14 protein-coding genes are annotated in these 14837 nt (G+C 59.3%); 1 reads left to right on the plus strand and 13 read right to left on the minus strand.

The features are described from left to right. The coding region (locus O2807_03455; GenBank protein ID MDA0999561.1) for an LptF/LptG family permease at window positions 1-414 on the plus strand (414 nt) is incomplete at its 5' end. Between the two features lie 6 nt (window positions 415-420). Here O2807_03455 and lpxK read toward each other — a convergent pair. Genes lpxK through O2807_03520 form a run of 13 tightly spaced genes read right to left on the minus strand, consistent with a single transcriptional unit; the run spans window position 421 to window position 14836 of the window. Further along, window positions 421-1521, minus strand: a complete 1101-nt coding sequence (gene lpxK, locus O2807_03460; protein ID MDA0999562.1) for a tetraacyldisaccharide 4'-kinase — start codon at window positions 1519-1521, stop codon at window positions 421-423. Further along, window positions 1518-2825: a 3-deoxy-D-manno-octulosonic acid transferase gene (locus O2807_03465; GenBank protein ID MDA0999563.1), complete on the minus strand. Its 1308-nt coding sequence runs from the start codon at window positions 2823-2825 to the stop codon at window positions 1518-1520. The genes lpxK and O2807_03465 overlap by 4 nt, the downstream gene beginning before the upstream one ends. Next, window positions 2822-3556 (minus strand): lysophospholipid acyltransferase family protein, encoded by a 735-nt coding sequence (locus O2807_03470; protein MDA0999564.1) that lies wholly within the window; start codon window positions 3554-3556, stop codon window positions 2822-2824. The genes O2807_03465 and O2807_03470 overlap by 4 nt, the downstream gene beginning before the upstream one ends. Continuing rightward, window positions 3553-4713, minus strand: coding sequence for a lipid-A-disaccharide synthase (lpxB, locus tag O2807_03475; GenBank protein ID MDA0999565.1), 1161 nt, complete (start codon window positions 4711-4713; stop codon window positions 3553-3555). Before lpxB ends, O2807_03470 begins: the two co-directional genes overlap by 4 nt. After that, window positions 4710-5540: a UDP-2,3-diacylglucosamine diphosphatase LpxI gene (lpxI, locus tag O2807_03480; GenBank protein MDA0999566.1), complete on the minus strand. Its 831-nt coding sequence runs from the start codon at window positions 5538-5540 to the stop codon at window positions 4710-4712. The genes lpxB and lpxI overlap by 4 nt, the downstream gene beginning before the upstream one ends. A 12-nt stretch (window positions 5541-5552) precedes the next feature. Further along, window positions 5553-6530 carry a Gfo/Idh/MocA family oxidoreductase gene (locus O2807_03485; protein ID MDA0999567.1) on the minus strand — a complete coding sequence of 326 codons (978 nt, stop codon included), beginning with the start codon at window positions 6528-6530 and terminating at the stop codon, window positions 5553-5555. 29 nt (window positions 6531-6559) lie between these two features. After that, window positions 6560-7342, minus strand: a complete 783-nt coding sequence (gene lpxA / locus O2807_03490) for an acyl-ACP--UDP-N-acetylglucosamine O-acyltransferase (GenBank protein MDA0999568.1) — start codon at window positions 7340-7342, stop codon at window positions 6560-6562. A gap of 14 nt (window positions 7343-7356) precedes the next feature. Beyond that, window positions 7357-7785: a 3-hydroxyacyl-ACP dehydratase FabZ gene (gene fabZ, locus O2807_03495; GenBank protein ID MDA0999569.1), complete on the minus strand. Its 429-nt coding sequence runs from the start codon at window positions 7783-7785 to the stop codon at window positions 7357-7359. Beyond that, on the minus strand, window positions 7782-8789 hold the full coding sequence (gene lpxD, locus O2807_03500; GenBank protein MDA0999570.1) for a UDP-3-O-(3-hydroxymyristoyl)glucosamine N-acyltransferase: 1008 nt from the start codon (window positions 8787-8789) through the stop codon (window positions 7782-7784). Before lpxD ends, fabZ begins: the two co-directional genes overlap by 4 nt. Before the next feature lies 1 nt (window position 8790). Further along, entirely contained in the window at window positions 8791-9366 is a 576-nt protein-coding gene (locus O2807_03505) for an OmpH family outer membrane protein (protein MDA0999571.1), read from the minus strand. 42 nt (window positions 9367-9408) lie between these two features. After that, window positions 9409-11715 (minus strand): outer membrane protein assembly factor BamA, encoded by a 2307-nt coding sequence (gene bamA / locus O2807_03510; GenBank protein ID MDA0999572.1) that lies wholly within the window; start codon window positions 11713-11715, stop codon window positions 9409-9411. A gap of 51 nt (window positions 11716-11766) precedes the next feature. Next, complete coding sequence (locus tag O2807_03515) at window positions 11767-14205, minus strand: ATP-dependent Clp protease ATP-binding subunit (GenBank protein ID MDA0999573.1); 2439 nt, start codon at window positions 14203-14205, stop codon at window positions 11767-11769. Between the two features lie 10 nt (window positions 14206-14215). Further along, entirely contained in the window at window positions 14216-14836 is a 621-nt protein-coding gene (locus O2807_03520) for an ABC transporter ATP-binding protein (GenBank protein ID MDA0999574.1), read from the minus strand. Window position 14837: the final 1 nt, after the last annotated feature.

Here is a 14837-nt window from a genome sequence, read left to right on the forward strand (position 1 = left end):
TTTGAAACAGCCTATTTTCCCATATCCAACAAGCCTGCGGATTTCAAGCGGACCGGCCAGAAACCCGAAGAGATGAGCTACCTGGAGCTGGACAAATACATCAATACCATGAAGCTCAACGGCGTCGACATCACCGCATACCAGGTGGACCTCTGGGCGAAGCTCTCCTTTCCGTTCGTCAGCTTCGTCCTGGCCCTCGTCGGCGTTCCGTTTTCGCTAAAATCCCAGCGGAGCGGGGGCATCGCTCTGGGGGTCGCGCTCACCCTGTTCATCGGCACCACCTATCTGGTCATCTTCTACATGGGGCTTTCGCTGGGTCATGCCTCCCGGCTGCCCCCCGTCATCGCGGCATGGGGACCGAACGCGCTGTTCCTGGCCGGGGGGGTATATCTGCTGGCGCGAGTCCGGAACTAGTACGAACTACGACGAACGGGAAGGCGCGCGGGAAATCTTCTCCAGTATCCGCTCCTGGAATTCGGCGGGCCTGTCGATTTCCATTTCCACCGAAAGGACACGAAGCGGCAGCCCCGAAAGAAGAGAGGCGGCTTTCACCCCGTCTTTTCCCGTCGTCACGATGAAGTCGGCGCCCCGCTCCCGAAAGGAGGCGGCGATGATGTCCGTGTGGGATCTCTGGTAAGCGGCATGATCGGGAAAAACGAAAAACTCCCGCACATCAGCGCCCAGGGCGGAGAGCATCTTCCGGAACCGATTCGGGTGGCCGATACCGCAAAAGGCAACGACGACTGCCCCCCGCAGCAATTCCACACCCTGGGATTCCGCGCGGCCGCCCTCCAAAAGAGACCCGGGGACCAGCCGTCCCTCGAATATTTTCTCGGAAGGCACCCGCTTTTCCACTTCCCTCCGGCCTTGGCCGTCAACTTCCCCCGTAAGGAGGACGACATCCGCCGCCGAAAGCGCCGCGGCCGGCTCGCGCAGCACCCCGGCGGGAAACACCCGGCCATTGCCGAAGGGGCGCTGGCCGCGCAAAAGAACAATATCCACCGAACGCTCCAGCCGGAGATGCTGAAAGCCGTCATCGAGCACGATGACATCGGCGCCGAAGGCGGCGACGGCCCTGCGCGCCGCCGCAAGCCGGTTTCGGCCCGTGATGACGGGCATGTCGGGAAAGCTTCGCGCCAGCATGGCGGCCTCATCGCCCGCGGGCGGCGAATCCATCACCTTGCCTTTTCCGTCCCCGACGGCGGCCACTTCCTTCAGCGAGCCGCCGTATCCCCGGCTCACAATCGCCGGCCGGAATCCCCTCTCCCGCAGAAACCGGGCGATCCAGGCCACGGTCGGGGTCTTGCCCGTCCCGCCCAGGACCAGATTGCCCACGGAGACCACCGGCCGCTCGAAATGAAACGGCTTCTCTCCCCCCGGCTGGTGCGACTGGCGGCGCAGGCGCATCGCCTTTCCATACGCCCAGCCCGCCGGAGCAAGCCCTCCCGAAAGAAGGCGACTCCAGATCGGAGCGGCCGGGTCTCCGTCCAGCGCCGAAAGAATGGTCCCCCGAAAGCTCATGCGCCCGTTCTTCCTTCTTCGCCAAGGGCTTCGGCCAGAAAACTCACCGTGCGCCCGGCCGCCCCCTGATTCGAGCGGACAAAGGCCCGGGCGCTCGCCCCGGCCGCCTCTCTCGATCGCTCGTCCGAAAACCACTCGAAAAGAACGCTCCGCATCTCTTCCTCATCCGCGACCTGCCGCCCCGCGCCCTGCTGAAGAAGACGCTCCGACATCTCGGAAAAATTCGTCATGTGCGGCCCGAACAGGACGGGAACCCCCCAGCGGGCAGCCTCGATGGGGTTCTGGCCGCCGTGCGGGATCAGGCTGCCGCCGAGGAATGCAGCCGTCGCGCATTCATAGGCGGCCGCCAACTCCCCCATCACATCCAGCAGCACGACGCGCCCGCCCGGCGGAGGTGCGCTCCCCTCCGCCTTCAGCGAAGACCAGCGGCGCACCTCAAATCCCTCGTTCCGCATCGCCCTTTCCGCCTCGTCGATTCTCTCGAGATGGCGCGGCGCCAAAAGCACTCCCATGGTCGGAAAATGGGACTGCAGCGCCCTGCAGACGCGCGCAACCGCCTCCTCCTCGCCGCGATGGGTGCTCCCGGCGACAAGAACGGGGGCGCAGCCGCCCAGCCCATAGCGACGCCGCGCGGCCATTTCTTCTCTGGCGTCCGAAACGGGCATATCGTACTTCATGTTCCCCGTGACTTCGACGCGGCGCGCACCGAGAGAGCGATACCGCTTTGCATCGCCTTCCTCCCGGGCCGCGACCGCGGAGAGCATTTCGAGCAGCGGGCGGAACAAGAAGCGGAATTTTTGGTAGCGGCGATACGATCTTTCCGAAAGCCGGCCGTTGACGAGAACGACGGGCATCTGTCTCCGGCGCGATTCCCGGATCAGGTTCGGCCAAAGCTCGGTCTCCACGATCACCAGAGCGCTTGCCCGGGTGCGATCCAGCGCCGAAAGAACCGCCTTCGGAAAGTCGAAGGGGACGTAAAACACCATCCTGACGCCTTCTATCTTCTCTGCCGCGGCCCGCCCTGTCGGGGTCACGGTGGAGAGAACGATTTCGCGGTCCGGCCATCTTTTGCGAATCGCGGAGATCAGCACCTCGGCGACCCCCATCTCGCCGACAGAAACAGCATGGATCCATATCCGGCCGCCGCTTCCGGGCGGCGGGAGGGGGGGGATGCGGCCGAACCGCTCACCGAATCCTTCGAGGGGCCGCCCCCGTCCCCATCCGCGTACCAGGAAAACCAGCAACAGCAAGGGGGAGAAGAGCCAGAGCCCGAGACGATAGAGAAAGAAGATGAAGGCGGTCATGGGCGGTTCCCGAGGGCGGCTCGGGCCTCCTCGTTCACCGCGAGAAGGCGCCGCTCAACCTCGGCCCGGTACTCCTCCAGGGAACCGTCCTCTTTCACCTCGGTAATTTCGAGAGGCTCCCCATAGGAGAGGATCAGCCGTGTAAAGGGGAAGGGGATGATCGTTCTGTCCCACGTGTTCAGCCGAAAGCAGGACGAGGCCGCAAACCCCAGGGGAACGACGGGAAGGCCGGTCATCGCGGCCAGAAAGACAACGCCCGGCTTCAGTTTTTCCGCGGGGCCCTTGGGGCCGTCCGGGGTCACGGCAAGATGAAAGCCCGCTTTGGCCGCCCGGGCCATCTCCCGAAGGGAAACGGCGCCCCCTTTCTGGCGGCCGTCCATGCCCGCGGATGAACCCCGGACACAGCGGCTGCCGAGCCCCGCAACGATCTGGGCGAGCAGCTCTCCATCCCGGCTTCGGCTCGCCAGGCAGGCCCGCGGAACGCCCGGATAGAAAAACGACGGCAGCGCAATCTGGTGATGCCAGAAAACGCCGATATACGATCCGCTGGGTTCGCCGAGAATTTCCCGGTGCCGGTCGGGCTGAAGGCACTCGCCCCGGGAGGTGGCGTAGACGAATTTCAGCCAGGCGGCGACGCCCGCCCCGGCCATTCGGACGGAAAGCGGCGCCGCGGGATCGCAGCCCCATTCGTCGTAAACCGCGCGGGTGCCCTCTTCCGGTGTTCGGCTCAATCGAAAGACTCCATCATGTCCCGTATATGATCGGCCGCGGCGGCGTAGGGATTTTTTTCGGACAGCATCGAGCGCACCCGCGCAAAAGCTTCCTTTTGCGCGGAAGAGAGCCCTGGATTTTCCAGAATATCTATCATCAGTGCGGCAATTTTTTCTGGCCGTACATCTGCCTGGTAAAGTTCGGGCACTGCCCCCTTCCCCGACATCAAATTCACCAGACTGATGTAATCCACCTTCAACAGGAAGTATTTCACGAGAAAATAGCTCAGCCGATCGCCCGCATACACGACCACCATCGGCGTTTCCAAAAGAGCGGTTTCGAGGGCTGCCGTTCCGCTGGCGAGCACGGCTGCGTCCGCCGCCCGCATCAAGGCGTTTGCGCTTCCCCGAACGACATGAATGAAACGCTCATCCGGCGAGAGGCGCCCCGCAACGGTACCCGGCGGCAAGGCTTCCGCCTCGGAAACCGCAAAAAAAGCGTCGGAATATTTTTCCCTCAGCCGGCGGGCGGCACCCGCCATGGGCGGCAGCAAACGCTCAATCTCCTTCATGCGGCTGCCAGGAAAAAGAGCGATGGTGCGCCCCCCCTCGGGAATCCCGAGCGATTCGCGCGATTGCTCGCGGGAGGGAAAATCACGCAACGCATAGGCGAGAGGATTTCCCACATACACGGCACGGCCGCCCTCTTTTTGAAAATAGGCCGGCTCGAACGGATAGATAGAAAGGCTGAAATCGAAGAGGCGGGCAATCTTTTTCGAGCGCCCCTCCCACCATGCCCAGACCTGGGGGGTGATGAAATAGGCGAGCCGTGGCGGGTCCGGAAGTTTTTTCAAGGCACCGGCGACGGCCAAGTTGAAACCCGGATAATCCACCATGATGACCACATCCGGCGGGCTACGCCGGACGCGCCGGACCAGGTCGTTCCGGATCTTCCGCAGCTGGAAATACGCTTTCGGAACATCCAAAAACCCGATGACCCCATGGGCCGCGATGTCGTGGATGACTTCGGCCCCCGCCCTCCGCATTTGCTCGCCGCCCATGCCGAATATCTCGAGATGGTCATATCTTTTCTGGAGTTCCGCTGCGAGGCAGGCCGCGTGGAGATCGCCGGAGGGTTCCCCGGCGACCATCATGATTCTTCTTTTTGAGGAAGTCATTCTTCGGGAGCTTCCTTCCAACCCACAAGCGCGATCCCGGCTTTGTCCGCTTCCGCCAGGGTGGCTTCCTTGTCCAGAAGAAACGTCTGCCCGGCTTCAAGGATCAAGGCCGCGGCACCGCCCTTCCGCATGGCGCGGATTGTTTCGGGCCCGACCGTGGGGATGTCGTATCGCGAATCCTGCCGGGGGCGGGCCACCTTTGAGATCACCGCTCCCTTTCCCGCCAATTTACACCCTCTCCGAATGGCCTCGTCGGTTCCCTCCACCGCTTCCACCGCCACCACCGTACCCCTGCGGACCACAACGGTCTGGCCAATGTCGAGGCGGGTCATCTCCATCGCCGTCCGAAAGGCGATGAAAGCGTCGTTCTTTTGCGCCGGAAGAATCGCATGCACTCCCAGCGTCCCTGCGGGCGTCAAGAGATGATCCAAAAATTCCGTTTGGGGGATGATTTCCATGCCGTTTTTGGTGAAAAATTCCATCACGGCGTCCATGATCGTGACATCGGAGGTATTCCGGGCGTTGCGGATAAATTTCAAGGCCTCCAGATCGAATTTCGGATTCTGAAACAGCATCCGTTTTTCGACTTTTCCGGCAAAACAAATCTGGCGGACGCCCTGATCCTGAAAAAAGCGGAGTCCCTTTTTCGGCTGCGCGGGTGAAAGACGAGTGATGGTGCTCGCAGAGTCTTTCAGATAGCCCTCGACTTGGGAGGAAAGGGCCACGACGGCGACCTCGTGGCCTTTTTCCCGCGCACGAAGGAGAAACTCCCGCGGAAGCTTTCCCGCGCCTGCGACAAGGCCAATTTGTTTCAGAATGGTACCCATGGGATATGCAGTTTAGTTGGAAACGGGGGCGGGAACATTCAGTAATTCAAGGACATGAAGCGCCACATCCAGCGATCGCAGCTCCCGCTCCACATCCTCGATAATTTGTCCCGAACGGATATTTTGGATGAAGTGGCGCAATTCCAGCTTCAACGGGTTCTCATCCTTGTGGACGAAAACCCGTTCCACCTGCGTCTGCTCCCGGTATTTTAGCTCTTCCCGGGTCAGGTAGTGTTCGCTGCTGGCCTGCCTGTGGATGCGGAGTTCCTGGTCGGCATAGTCCAGAAAAATGTAGGAATCCAGCTGTGAAATGGCCATGGTGCGTATTTTGCTCTGCGTCACGCGGCTGGCCGTCAGGTTCGCCACGCAACCGCCCGAAAACCTCAGCTGAACGATGGCCACATCATCCCGATCGCTGAGAACGGGGCCTCCCACGGCGGAAATGGAGACTATCTCCTCCTCCACCATCCGAAGCACGATATCGAGATCGTGAATCATGACATCCAGTACAACCCCGTCTTCCCGGATGCGCGCGGCGAAGGGACCCAAACGGCGACATTCGATGAGAAGTGGCTCCTGAACGATCTGAACCATCTCCTGCACCGCACCGTTAAAGCGTTCCACATGGCCCACATGCAGCACCAGGGAGTTTTTCCTGGCTACCTCGAAAAGATCGCGGGCTTTGTCCAGCTGGTTACTGATGGGTTTTTCCACGAGAACATGGAGTCCCGCGTTCAGGAACATGCGGGAAACCGGATGGTGATCGGGGGTGGGGACGGCGATGACCACCGCGTCCACTTTCCCGATGAGTCCGGACGCATGGGGAAAGGCTTCGGCGCCATACCGGTCGGCGATCTCGCGGGCCCTGCCAAAATCCTGGTCCGCTACCGCGACCAAACCCACGTCCACATCCATCAACTCGCTCAGGGCGGCCACGTGGTAACTTCCCATGTGACCGACCCCGACTACACCCATTCGAATAGAAGTCATTGGTAATGTATCGCCTTTGGCGAACAGGGTCATACTTTACCTGCCACAATGCCGCGTTCCGAAGAACGTAAAAATTCTAACATGGATTCGAGCTCTCGTCCCAACGGAATCTCCCGCTCGATTTGTTCAATAGACTCCGCCAATGTACTCGATCCGCCGTACACGATTCGATAGGCCCGCTTCAGGTTTCCCCTGATCTCGGCAGAAACGCCGCGCCGGCGGAGCCCCACGACATTCATCCCCCTCACCCGGGGAGGACTGTCGTCCACCATGAGAAACGGCGGAACATCTTTCCGCAGGGCGGAGGGCCCGTTTACCATCGCCCCTTCACCTATCCGGCAAAATTGATGTACGCCGATAAAATTCGCTATGCTCACGTCGTTGCCGACCTTCACATGGCCCCCGAGGTTGACGGAGTTGGCCATGATCACCCGATCGCCCACGGTGCAGTCGTGCGCGATATGGCAGTACACCATCAGGTAGCAGCCCGCACCGATACTTGTGAGGCCATCTTCTTTCATCGGCCGGTGGATTGTCACAAATTCGCGGATGATCGTTCCGGGACCGACCCGGATCTCCCCGCCCGCGCTATCGAGCCGGGTAACCTGTGCCTCCGCCCCGATGACGGCGCCCGGAGATATCCGGCAGTTTTCGCCAATCTCCACCCGAGCCTCGATGACCGCATTGGGGCCAACCTGAACGCCGCGCGCGAGGCGGACGCCGCCGCCAATCACGGCCCCCGCACCCACGGACACTTCTTCATCAAGAATGGCGTTCGGATGAATGTTTGCAGCAGGATGAATATTTGTCATGGCACTTCCGGGGGCTAAGCAGAGATAGCGTTGATGACAGCCTCCGTGGAGATTTCTCCATCCACCGAGGCCGTACATTTCATTTTCCAAAACTTCCCGCGGTTTCTCACCAGCTGCGATTCCAGGCGAAGCTGATCGCCGGGAAAAACGACGCGGCGGAACTTGGCGCTGTCGATTCCCGCGAAAAAGACGTCGGTTCCCTTCACGGCAAGCCCCAGCTTGAAGATACAGAGCAAAGACGCCTGGGCCAGCGCCTCAATCTGGAGCACGCCCGGCATCACGGGCCGCCCCGGAAAGTGCCCCTGAAAAAACGCCTCGTTCAAAGAAACATTCTTCATGGCAACGATGGAATTCGCTTCCGTATCCAACTCCAAAATCCTGTCCACCAGCAACATCGGATACCGGTGGGGGATCAGATCGAAAATTTCTTCCGACGTATTCATTGCTCACCTTTCTTGAGATCAGATTCGATTGTCGCCACCCGGCGCATCAATTCGGGCAGGCGGCGATAGGCTGCGACCCTTCTTCTCGCCTCTCCAATCTCGGTGGCGGGTGCATCCAGATATGTCTTTCCGCCCTCGAGGTTCTTGGTGACGCCCGCCTGGGCTCCTATACGCGCAAAATCTCCCACCTCCACATGGTCGGCGATACCCACCTGGCCACCCACCAGGACGCCATTGCCGATGCGGGCGCTGCCGGAGATGCCCACCTGGCCTGCGATAGCGCAATTTTCTCCGATCTTCACGTTATGGCCAACCTGGACCATGTTGTCGATTTTCGTTCCCCGGCCAATCCGGGTCTCGGAGAGCGCCGCCCGATCGATGGTGACATTCGCGCCGATTTCCACATCATCTTCAATGACAACGGTTCCCGTCTGCGGGAATTTCACCAGTTTCCCGCCCTCATCCGGGACATATCCGAAGCCGTCCGTACCAATCACCGTGCCCGCATGGACAATCACCCGATTGCCCAGCCGAACACCTGGATAGAAGACACAATTCGGATGGATCACGCAGTCCTCGCCAAGCCTGACCCGCTCTCCGATCCGAACGCCCGCACCGATCGCGGAACGATCCCCCACCTGCGCCTCTGCGTTTATGGACGCCCAGGGGCCGACGGATACCGCCGCACCAAGACGGACAGTGGCATCTATCTGGGCCGATGGATGAATCCCGGGGGAGATTTTTTCCGGCGATCGGAACAGGAGGATCGCCCGAATGAATCCCAGCATCGGGTTTTCACACTGGATGACGGGTTTCCCGGGCTCTAGGCCAGGCGGGACAATGAGCGCTCCGGCTTCAGAAGGGCGGTCCAGCCGGCGGGGAGAGTCCGCGACACTGATCGTGTCCGGCGTTGCAAGTTCGTATTCAGCCACATCTCGGATGTCAGGATCCTCTGAGCCGATGAACTCGCCCCCGATCCGCTTGGCGATATCCGAAAGGTGCATCCTACTTCTTCCTGTCGTACCGTTCGATCACCAAATCCGTCAGGTCAACAGCCTTGCTCGAGTAAACAACACCGCCCAGCTGGCTGTCCACGATAAAGTCGTATTTGTTCTCTTTGCCGATCTCGGTGACGACATCCCGCACTTCATTGACGATCTTTGCAAACATTGCCCTTTGGCGTTCGGTCAGATCGCGTTCGCTTTCCTGAATCAAGCGCTTGAGCTCATCCTGGCCGCGGGCAATTCCGCGTTGTATCTGGCGCAGCTCTTGGGACTTGCGCCCCCTTTCCGATTCACGCCAAATCGCGCTCTTCTGATCGATCTCAACCTGCATCGCGCGCATCTTCTGAACCTCGGCGCGAAGCGATTCCCGTTTTTGTTCGATGTCTTTTTTCATCCGGTTCTTTTCTTTCTCGATCTCGTCGCGTACCCGCTGGCCCGCCTTCGAGCGCAGCCATACCACTCGCACCTTCACAATACCGATCTTCGTCTCGGCCTCCGCCTGGGACATAGTGCCCGGCAAAAGTACAAGCGAGGCCCAAAAAAATATTCCGAACATCCAGGCGATGTGACGAGCCATGCGCTTTAGCTCCTATCCGTGTGGTCAGACAGCGGCACTACCTTAAAATTGAGTTCCGAGTCCGAAGTGGGTCTCGCGCGCGCGCTCACCGCGCCTCTTGTCCAATTTCCAGCCGACATCCAGTCTTAGCGGGCCGATGGGGGTAAATATCCGCATTCCGACGCCAACGCTGGACCGGATATCGCTCAGATCAAACGCGTTGTGCCGCTCCCAGACATTGCCGGCCTCGAGAAAAACCACGAACTGGGTCGGCCCAAAAAACGGATGCCTCAATTCCGTGGAAGCAATCCCGCTGGAGAAACCTCCCAAAGAGTCACCGCTAGAGTCTTTCGGTCCCAGATCCCTGAGCGTAAAACCTCTCAAATCATCCAAAAACAAACGCCGAAAAGCAGGGAGATCCCCTTTGAATGAATCCACATACTGGCCACGGACTCTAAACGACCACACCAGTTTTTTCAACAATCGAAGCCGGAGCGTCTCCCCGATATTGTACCATTGGCGGTATTCCGTCAGAAAGGAACCAACATCCACATCGCCGCCCAACGGGCCCCCGGTAATGGAAGGCTGCAACCTGATAAGTCTCCCTTTATCCGTAAGAATTCTCCGGTTCCTTGTGTCGTATGAAAAGGTGGGCGTAAACCGGCTGCTCAGGAGCGTATCATTTTCCTGATCGACGATGCTCTGTGGCGCAGTACTCGAGACGCTCAGCACCTTTGAGTTCGAGAGCTCATATTCAAGCGTCAGGAAGAAAAACTCTCTCAACTCCTTTCCTATCCGGACCCTTCCGCCTTCAGTCCGTGTATCGAAGCTCACAAAGTCCTGGTCCACCAGAAAAGCGTCAAACCCGAGAGAAAAATCCTTGTCCTTGAAATTCGGATCCTCGATGGTAACTAAAAAATCTGTTCCCACCCCCGAGAACCGGGCGGAAGCAAGCGCCCTTAATCCAGTGCCGAAGAAGTTGTTCTCCTGTATCTGGGCCGTCAGCTGAACTCCGGTACGGTTGTTGAAGCCGATGCCGCCAGCGATCGACCCCGTAGGCTGCTCGTTCACTTCGATATCTATATCGAGCACATCCTCCGAGCCGGGCCGCTTTTTTTCCAGCACCTTGACGCTGCTGAAATATCCCAGAGCCTGGAGCCGCCCCCGGGTCCGCCCCAACGCCCTGGCGTCGTACAGAGAGCCCTCTTTGACGCGCACCTCCCGGCGGACCACGTTTTCTCTCGTTCGGGTGTTTCCCTTGAAATTCACGCGGCCGATGTAGACCCGCCGGCCCTTTTTGATGTCCACCCTCAAGTTCGCCGTCTTTTTGACGTCGTCGGTTTTTATCGTCGGGCGAACGTCCACAAACGCATAGCCGCGCTGGGCAAACGAATTTGTGATTCCCCTTACATCCTGAGTCATCAAGGAACGGTTGAATACATCCCCCACGAACATCTGCAATTCCTTTTTGAGCTCTTCCGGCGGAATGACATCTTCTCCGCCCCTGATCTCAACCTCCGCGAGGGTGTATTGAAGACCCTCGCTGATGGGGATGGTAATGTTCAGCTTTCCCCGTTCTCTGTCCTCCCGGATGATCGGCTGTCCCACCTGGACCTTCAAAAAACCCCGGGATTGGTACAGGGCGCGGGTGCGAAGAAGATCTTTCTGAATGGTATCGCCTTCATAAATACCGCTATCCGTAATCCAGGAGAAGATGCCCCACTCCCCCGTTTCCATGGCGGAGAGGATGTCTTTTCTCGAGATGTTTTCGTTTCCCCGGAAGGTGATGGTCTCAATCCAGACGTTCTCACCCTCGTCCACCTGGAAAATAACCGCCATCGTATTGGAACGGCCCTGTTTCAGCACTGCTTCCACCCGGGCGAAATAATATCCCTTTTGCTGATAGAGCCTGCGGATGTTGCGGACCGACTCCTTGACGGCCGATTCGTTGACGATAGTCTGGACCTTGGCCGTCACGCCCTGGAGGATATCTTCCGACTTGACCTTGGAATTCCCGAAAATTTCAACGCGGTTGATAGTGGGCTTCTCGACAAGGCGGTAAATGACCTTCAGGCCGCCTTCGAAAGGTTCCACATCGACGCGGACATCTCGGAAAAATCCCAAACCGTAAATGGTTTGCACATCTTTGCGGATCTGCTCGACCAGATTTACATTGGTATAAGCCTGCCCTTCCTTCAAACCAATGTAAAAAAAGACGGTCGAACGATCGACGCGGCGGTTCCCCTGTATCTCGACCGTCCGAATCGAAATGGCTGGGCTGGAAGACTGCGCATATGCGACGAACGGACTCATGAGAAGACAAAGCAAGATCGCCGCGGCGCAGGTCGCCACCTTCGCCGCTACACGCATAAACGCACTTCCCCCTTCCGAGGCAGCGACTACCAGACGCGAGTGACGTCCTTAGGCGTCCTGAACGCTGAGAACCTCTTCTTTGGATTCAAATACGATTTCATCGCCTGCCAGCTTCGCCACAATGGTGCCGCCATCGGTGAACTTTCCGCGCAGGAATTCCTCGCTGAGGATGTCCTCGATGTGACGCTGGATCACGCGCCGGAGCGGCCGGGCGCCGTAGGCCGGCTCAAACCCCTGCTCCGCCAGCCAGTTGCACACCTCCCCAGAGAGCTCCAGGTGGAGTCCCTTGTCGGCAAGCGTTTTGTTTACCTTCTCAATTTCGATGTCCACGATCTTGAGAATGTGCTCGTGCATCAGGGGGTGGAAAATGACCACCTCGTCAATCCGGTTCAGGAACTCGGGGTTGAAGGTCCGCTTCAACTCGTCCCGGATGCTGTTTTTCATCTTCTCGTAATCTTTGCCGGTGTCGGATTTCTGGAAACCGACCGACGTTCCCTTCTCAATCGAGCGGGCGGCCAGGTTCGAAGTCATGATGATGATGGTGTTCTTGAAATCCACCACTCGTCCGTAGCTGTCCGTGAGCATCCCGTCGTCCATCACCTGCAAAAGCACGTGGTACACGTCGGGGTGCGCTTTCTCGATCTCATCGAGAAGGAGAACGGAATACGGCTTGCGGCGCACCCGCTCGGTCATCTGCCCGCCTTCCTCGTAGCCGACATAACCGGGAGGCGCGCCGGTCAGCCGCGAGACGCTGAACCGCTCCATGTATTCGCTCATATCGATGCGTATCAGCGAACTCTGATCTCCGAACATAAACTCCGACAGCTTCCGGGCCATCTCCGTCTTGCCGACGCCCGTGGGGCCGAGAAAGAGGAAGCTGCCAATCGGGCGGCTCGGATTCTTCAGGCCCGCCCGAGAGCGGCGCACCGCCTTGGTCAGCAGGCGGGTCGCCTCTTCCTGGCCGACAACACACGCGTTGAGCTCTTCCTCCATCCGGAGGAGACGTGCATTTTCAGCCTCTTCAATCCGATACAGCGGGATGCCCGTCATCCGGCTGACCACAAAGGCCACATCATCTTCCGTGACCGAAGGCTCCTCGTCGGACCGGGAGGCCTCCCACTCGGCCTTGAGCTCTTCCAGCTTGCCTCGGTTCTGCTCTTCCTGATCGCGGAGTTCTACCGCTTTCTCGAAATCCTGCTTCTCGATCATGTCTTTCTTGAGGCGGACCGTCTCTTCGATCTCTCGCTGCAGGTTGCGGATCCCGACCGGGAAGGTCTCCTGCTCCAGACGCACCTTGCTGCAGGCCTCGTCGATCACGTCGATGGCCTTGTCCGGCAGGAACCGGTCGGAAACATACTGGGATGACAGCTTCACGGCGGAGGAAATCGCTTCTCCCGTGATGCGCGCGCGGTGGTGGCGCTCGTACCTGTCTTTCAGGCCCCGCAGGATGAGCACGGTGTCGTCGCTCGACGGGGGGTCGACCATGATGCTCTGGAACCGGCGCTCAAGCGCGCCGTTCTTTTCAATGTACTTGCGGTATTCATCGAGTGTGGTCGCGCCGATGCACTGAATCTCGCCCCGGCTCAGGGCGGGCTTCAGCATGTTCGAGGCGTCAATCGAACCCTCGGCCGCTCCCGCGCCGACCAGCGTATGAAGCTCATCGATGAAGATGATCACATCCTGGCTCTGGGTAATCTCCTTCATGATGGCCTTGAGGCGGGCTTCGAACTGCCCGCGGTACTTCGTTCCGGCCACCAGGGCGCCCAGATCCAGGGCGACGACCCGCTTGTTGTAGAGAATCTGCGGGATGTCCTTGGCGATGATCAGCTGGGCGAGCCCCTCCACAATCGCGGTTTTGCCCACCCCGGGCTCGCCAATCAGGACGGGGTTGTTCTTGGTCCGCCGAGCGAGAATCTGGATGACGCGCTCGATCTCTTTCTCGCGACCGATCACGGGATCCAGCTTGCCCTCTTCGGCCAGCTCGGTCAGATCGCGGCCAAATTCATCAAGCGCGGGGGTTTTGCTCTTTTCCTTGGCGCGCGTGGCAACCGGCTCACGGAGCAGGTTGATCGTCTGCTCGCGCGTCTGCTGAAGCTTCACGCCGAAGCTGGCCAGAATCTTCGCCGCAAGGCCGTCTTTCTCCCGGACGATACCCAGGAGGAGATGCTCGGTCCCGATATAGTTGTGGCCCATCAGGCGGGCTTCTTCGACGGCGTACTCGAGAACTTTTTTCGCCTTCGGCGTGAAGGGGATATCACCCTCGACGGGTCCGCTCAGACTCTTCGGGAGGTTCCGCTCGAGTTCCAGGCGCAACTGTTTCGGATCGACTCCCAGTTTCTGGAGAACGGCGATCGCAATTCCGCCGCCATCTTTCAACACCCCGAGAAGGATATGTTCGGTGCCAAGATACTCGTGGCGGTAGTGTTCTGCTTCTTCCCGGGCAAGAATGATCACTTTACGGGCGCGTTCTGTAAATCGCTTGAACATGCGGCCCTCCTTACCTTGAGGTGGCGACTTTTCCATCTTTCATGACGACCACCCGATCCAGCCGTTCTGCGAAAGAGAGGTTATGGGTAGCAATCAAATATGTCAGCTTTTCCTCGGTATTCAGCTCCTTCAGAAGCCCAATGATCGACTCCGCCGTTTCAGAGTCAAGGTTTCCCGTCGGCTCATCGGCCAAAATGAGCGAAGGCCCATTCAGGAGCGCGCGGGCGATTGCGACTCTCTGCTGCTCTCCCCCGGAAAGTTCGGCTGGCCGATGGTGCGCTCTTTCGGTCAGTCCGACTCGGTCAATCAAGGACGTCGCCTTTTGCCTGACTTTCTGTCGGGGCTTGCCCGACATCAGCCCCGGCATCATAACATTTTCCAGCGCCGAAAACTCGGGCAAAAGGTGGTGAAACTGAAAAACGAAACCCAGTGACTGGTTTCGAAACCGCGCAAGCTCTCGGTCCGAGCGAGAAAAAAGAGGCTCACCCCGAAAGTGCACCTCCCCCCCGGTGGGACGATCCAGCGCGCCCAAAACATGGAGCAGGGTACTTTTCCCAACCCCCGAGGCACCCACCACGGCCACCATCTCGCCCCGCCGAAGCTCCAGGTCAACCCCCCGAAGGGCCCTCACC

The organism is bacterium (assembly GCA_027622355.1).
Taxonomy (GTDB): domain Bacteria; phylum UBA8248; class UBA8248; order UBA8248; family UBA8248; genus JAQBZT01.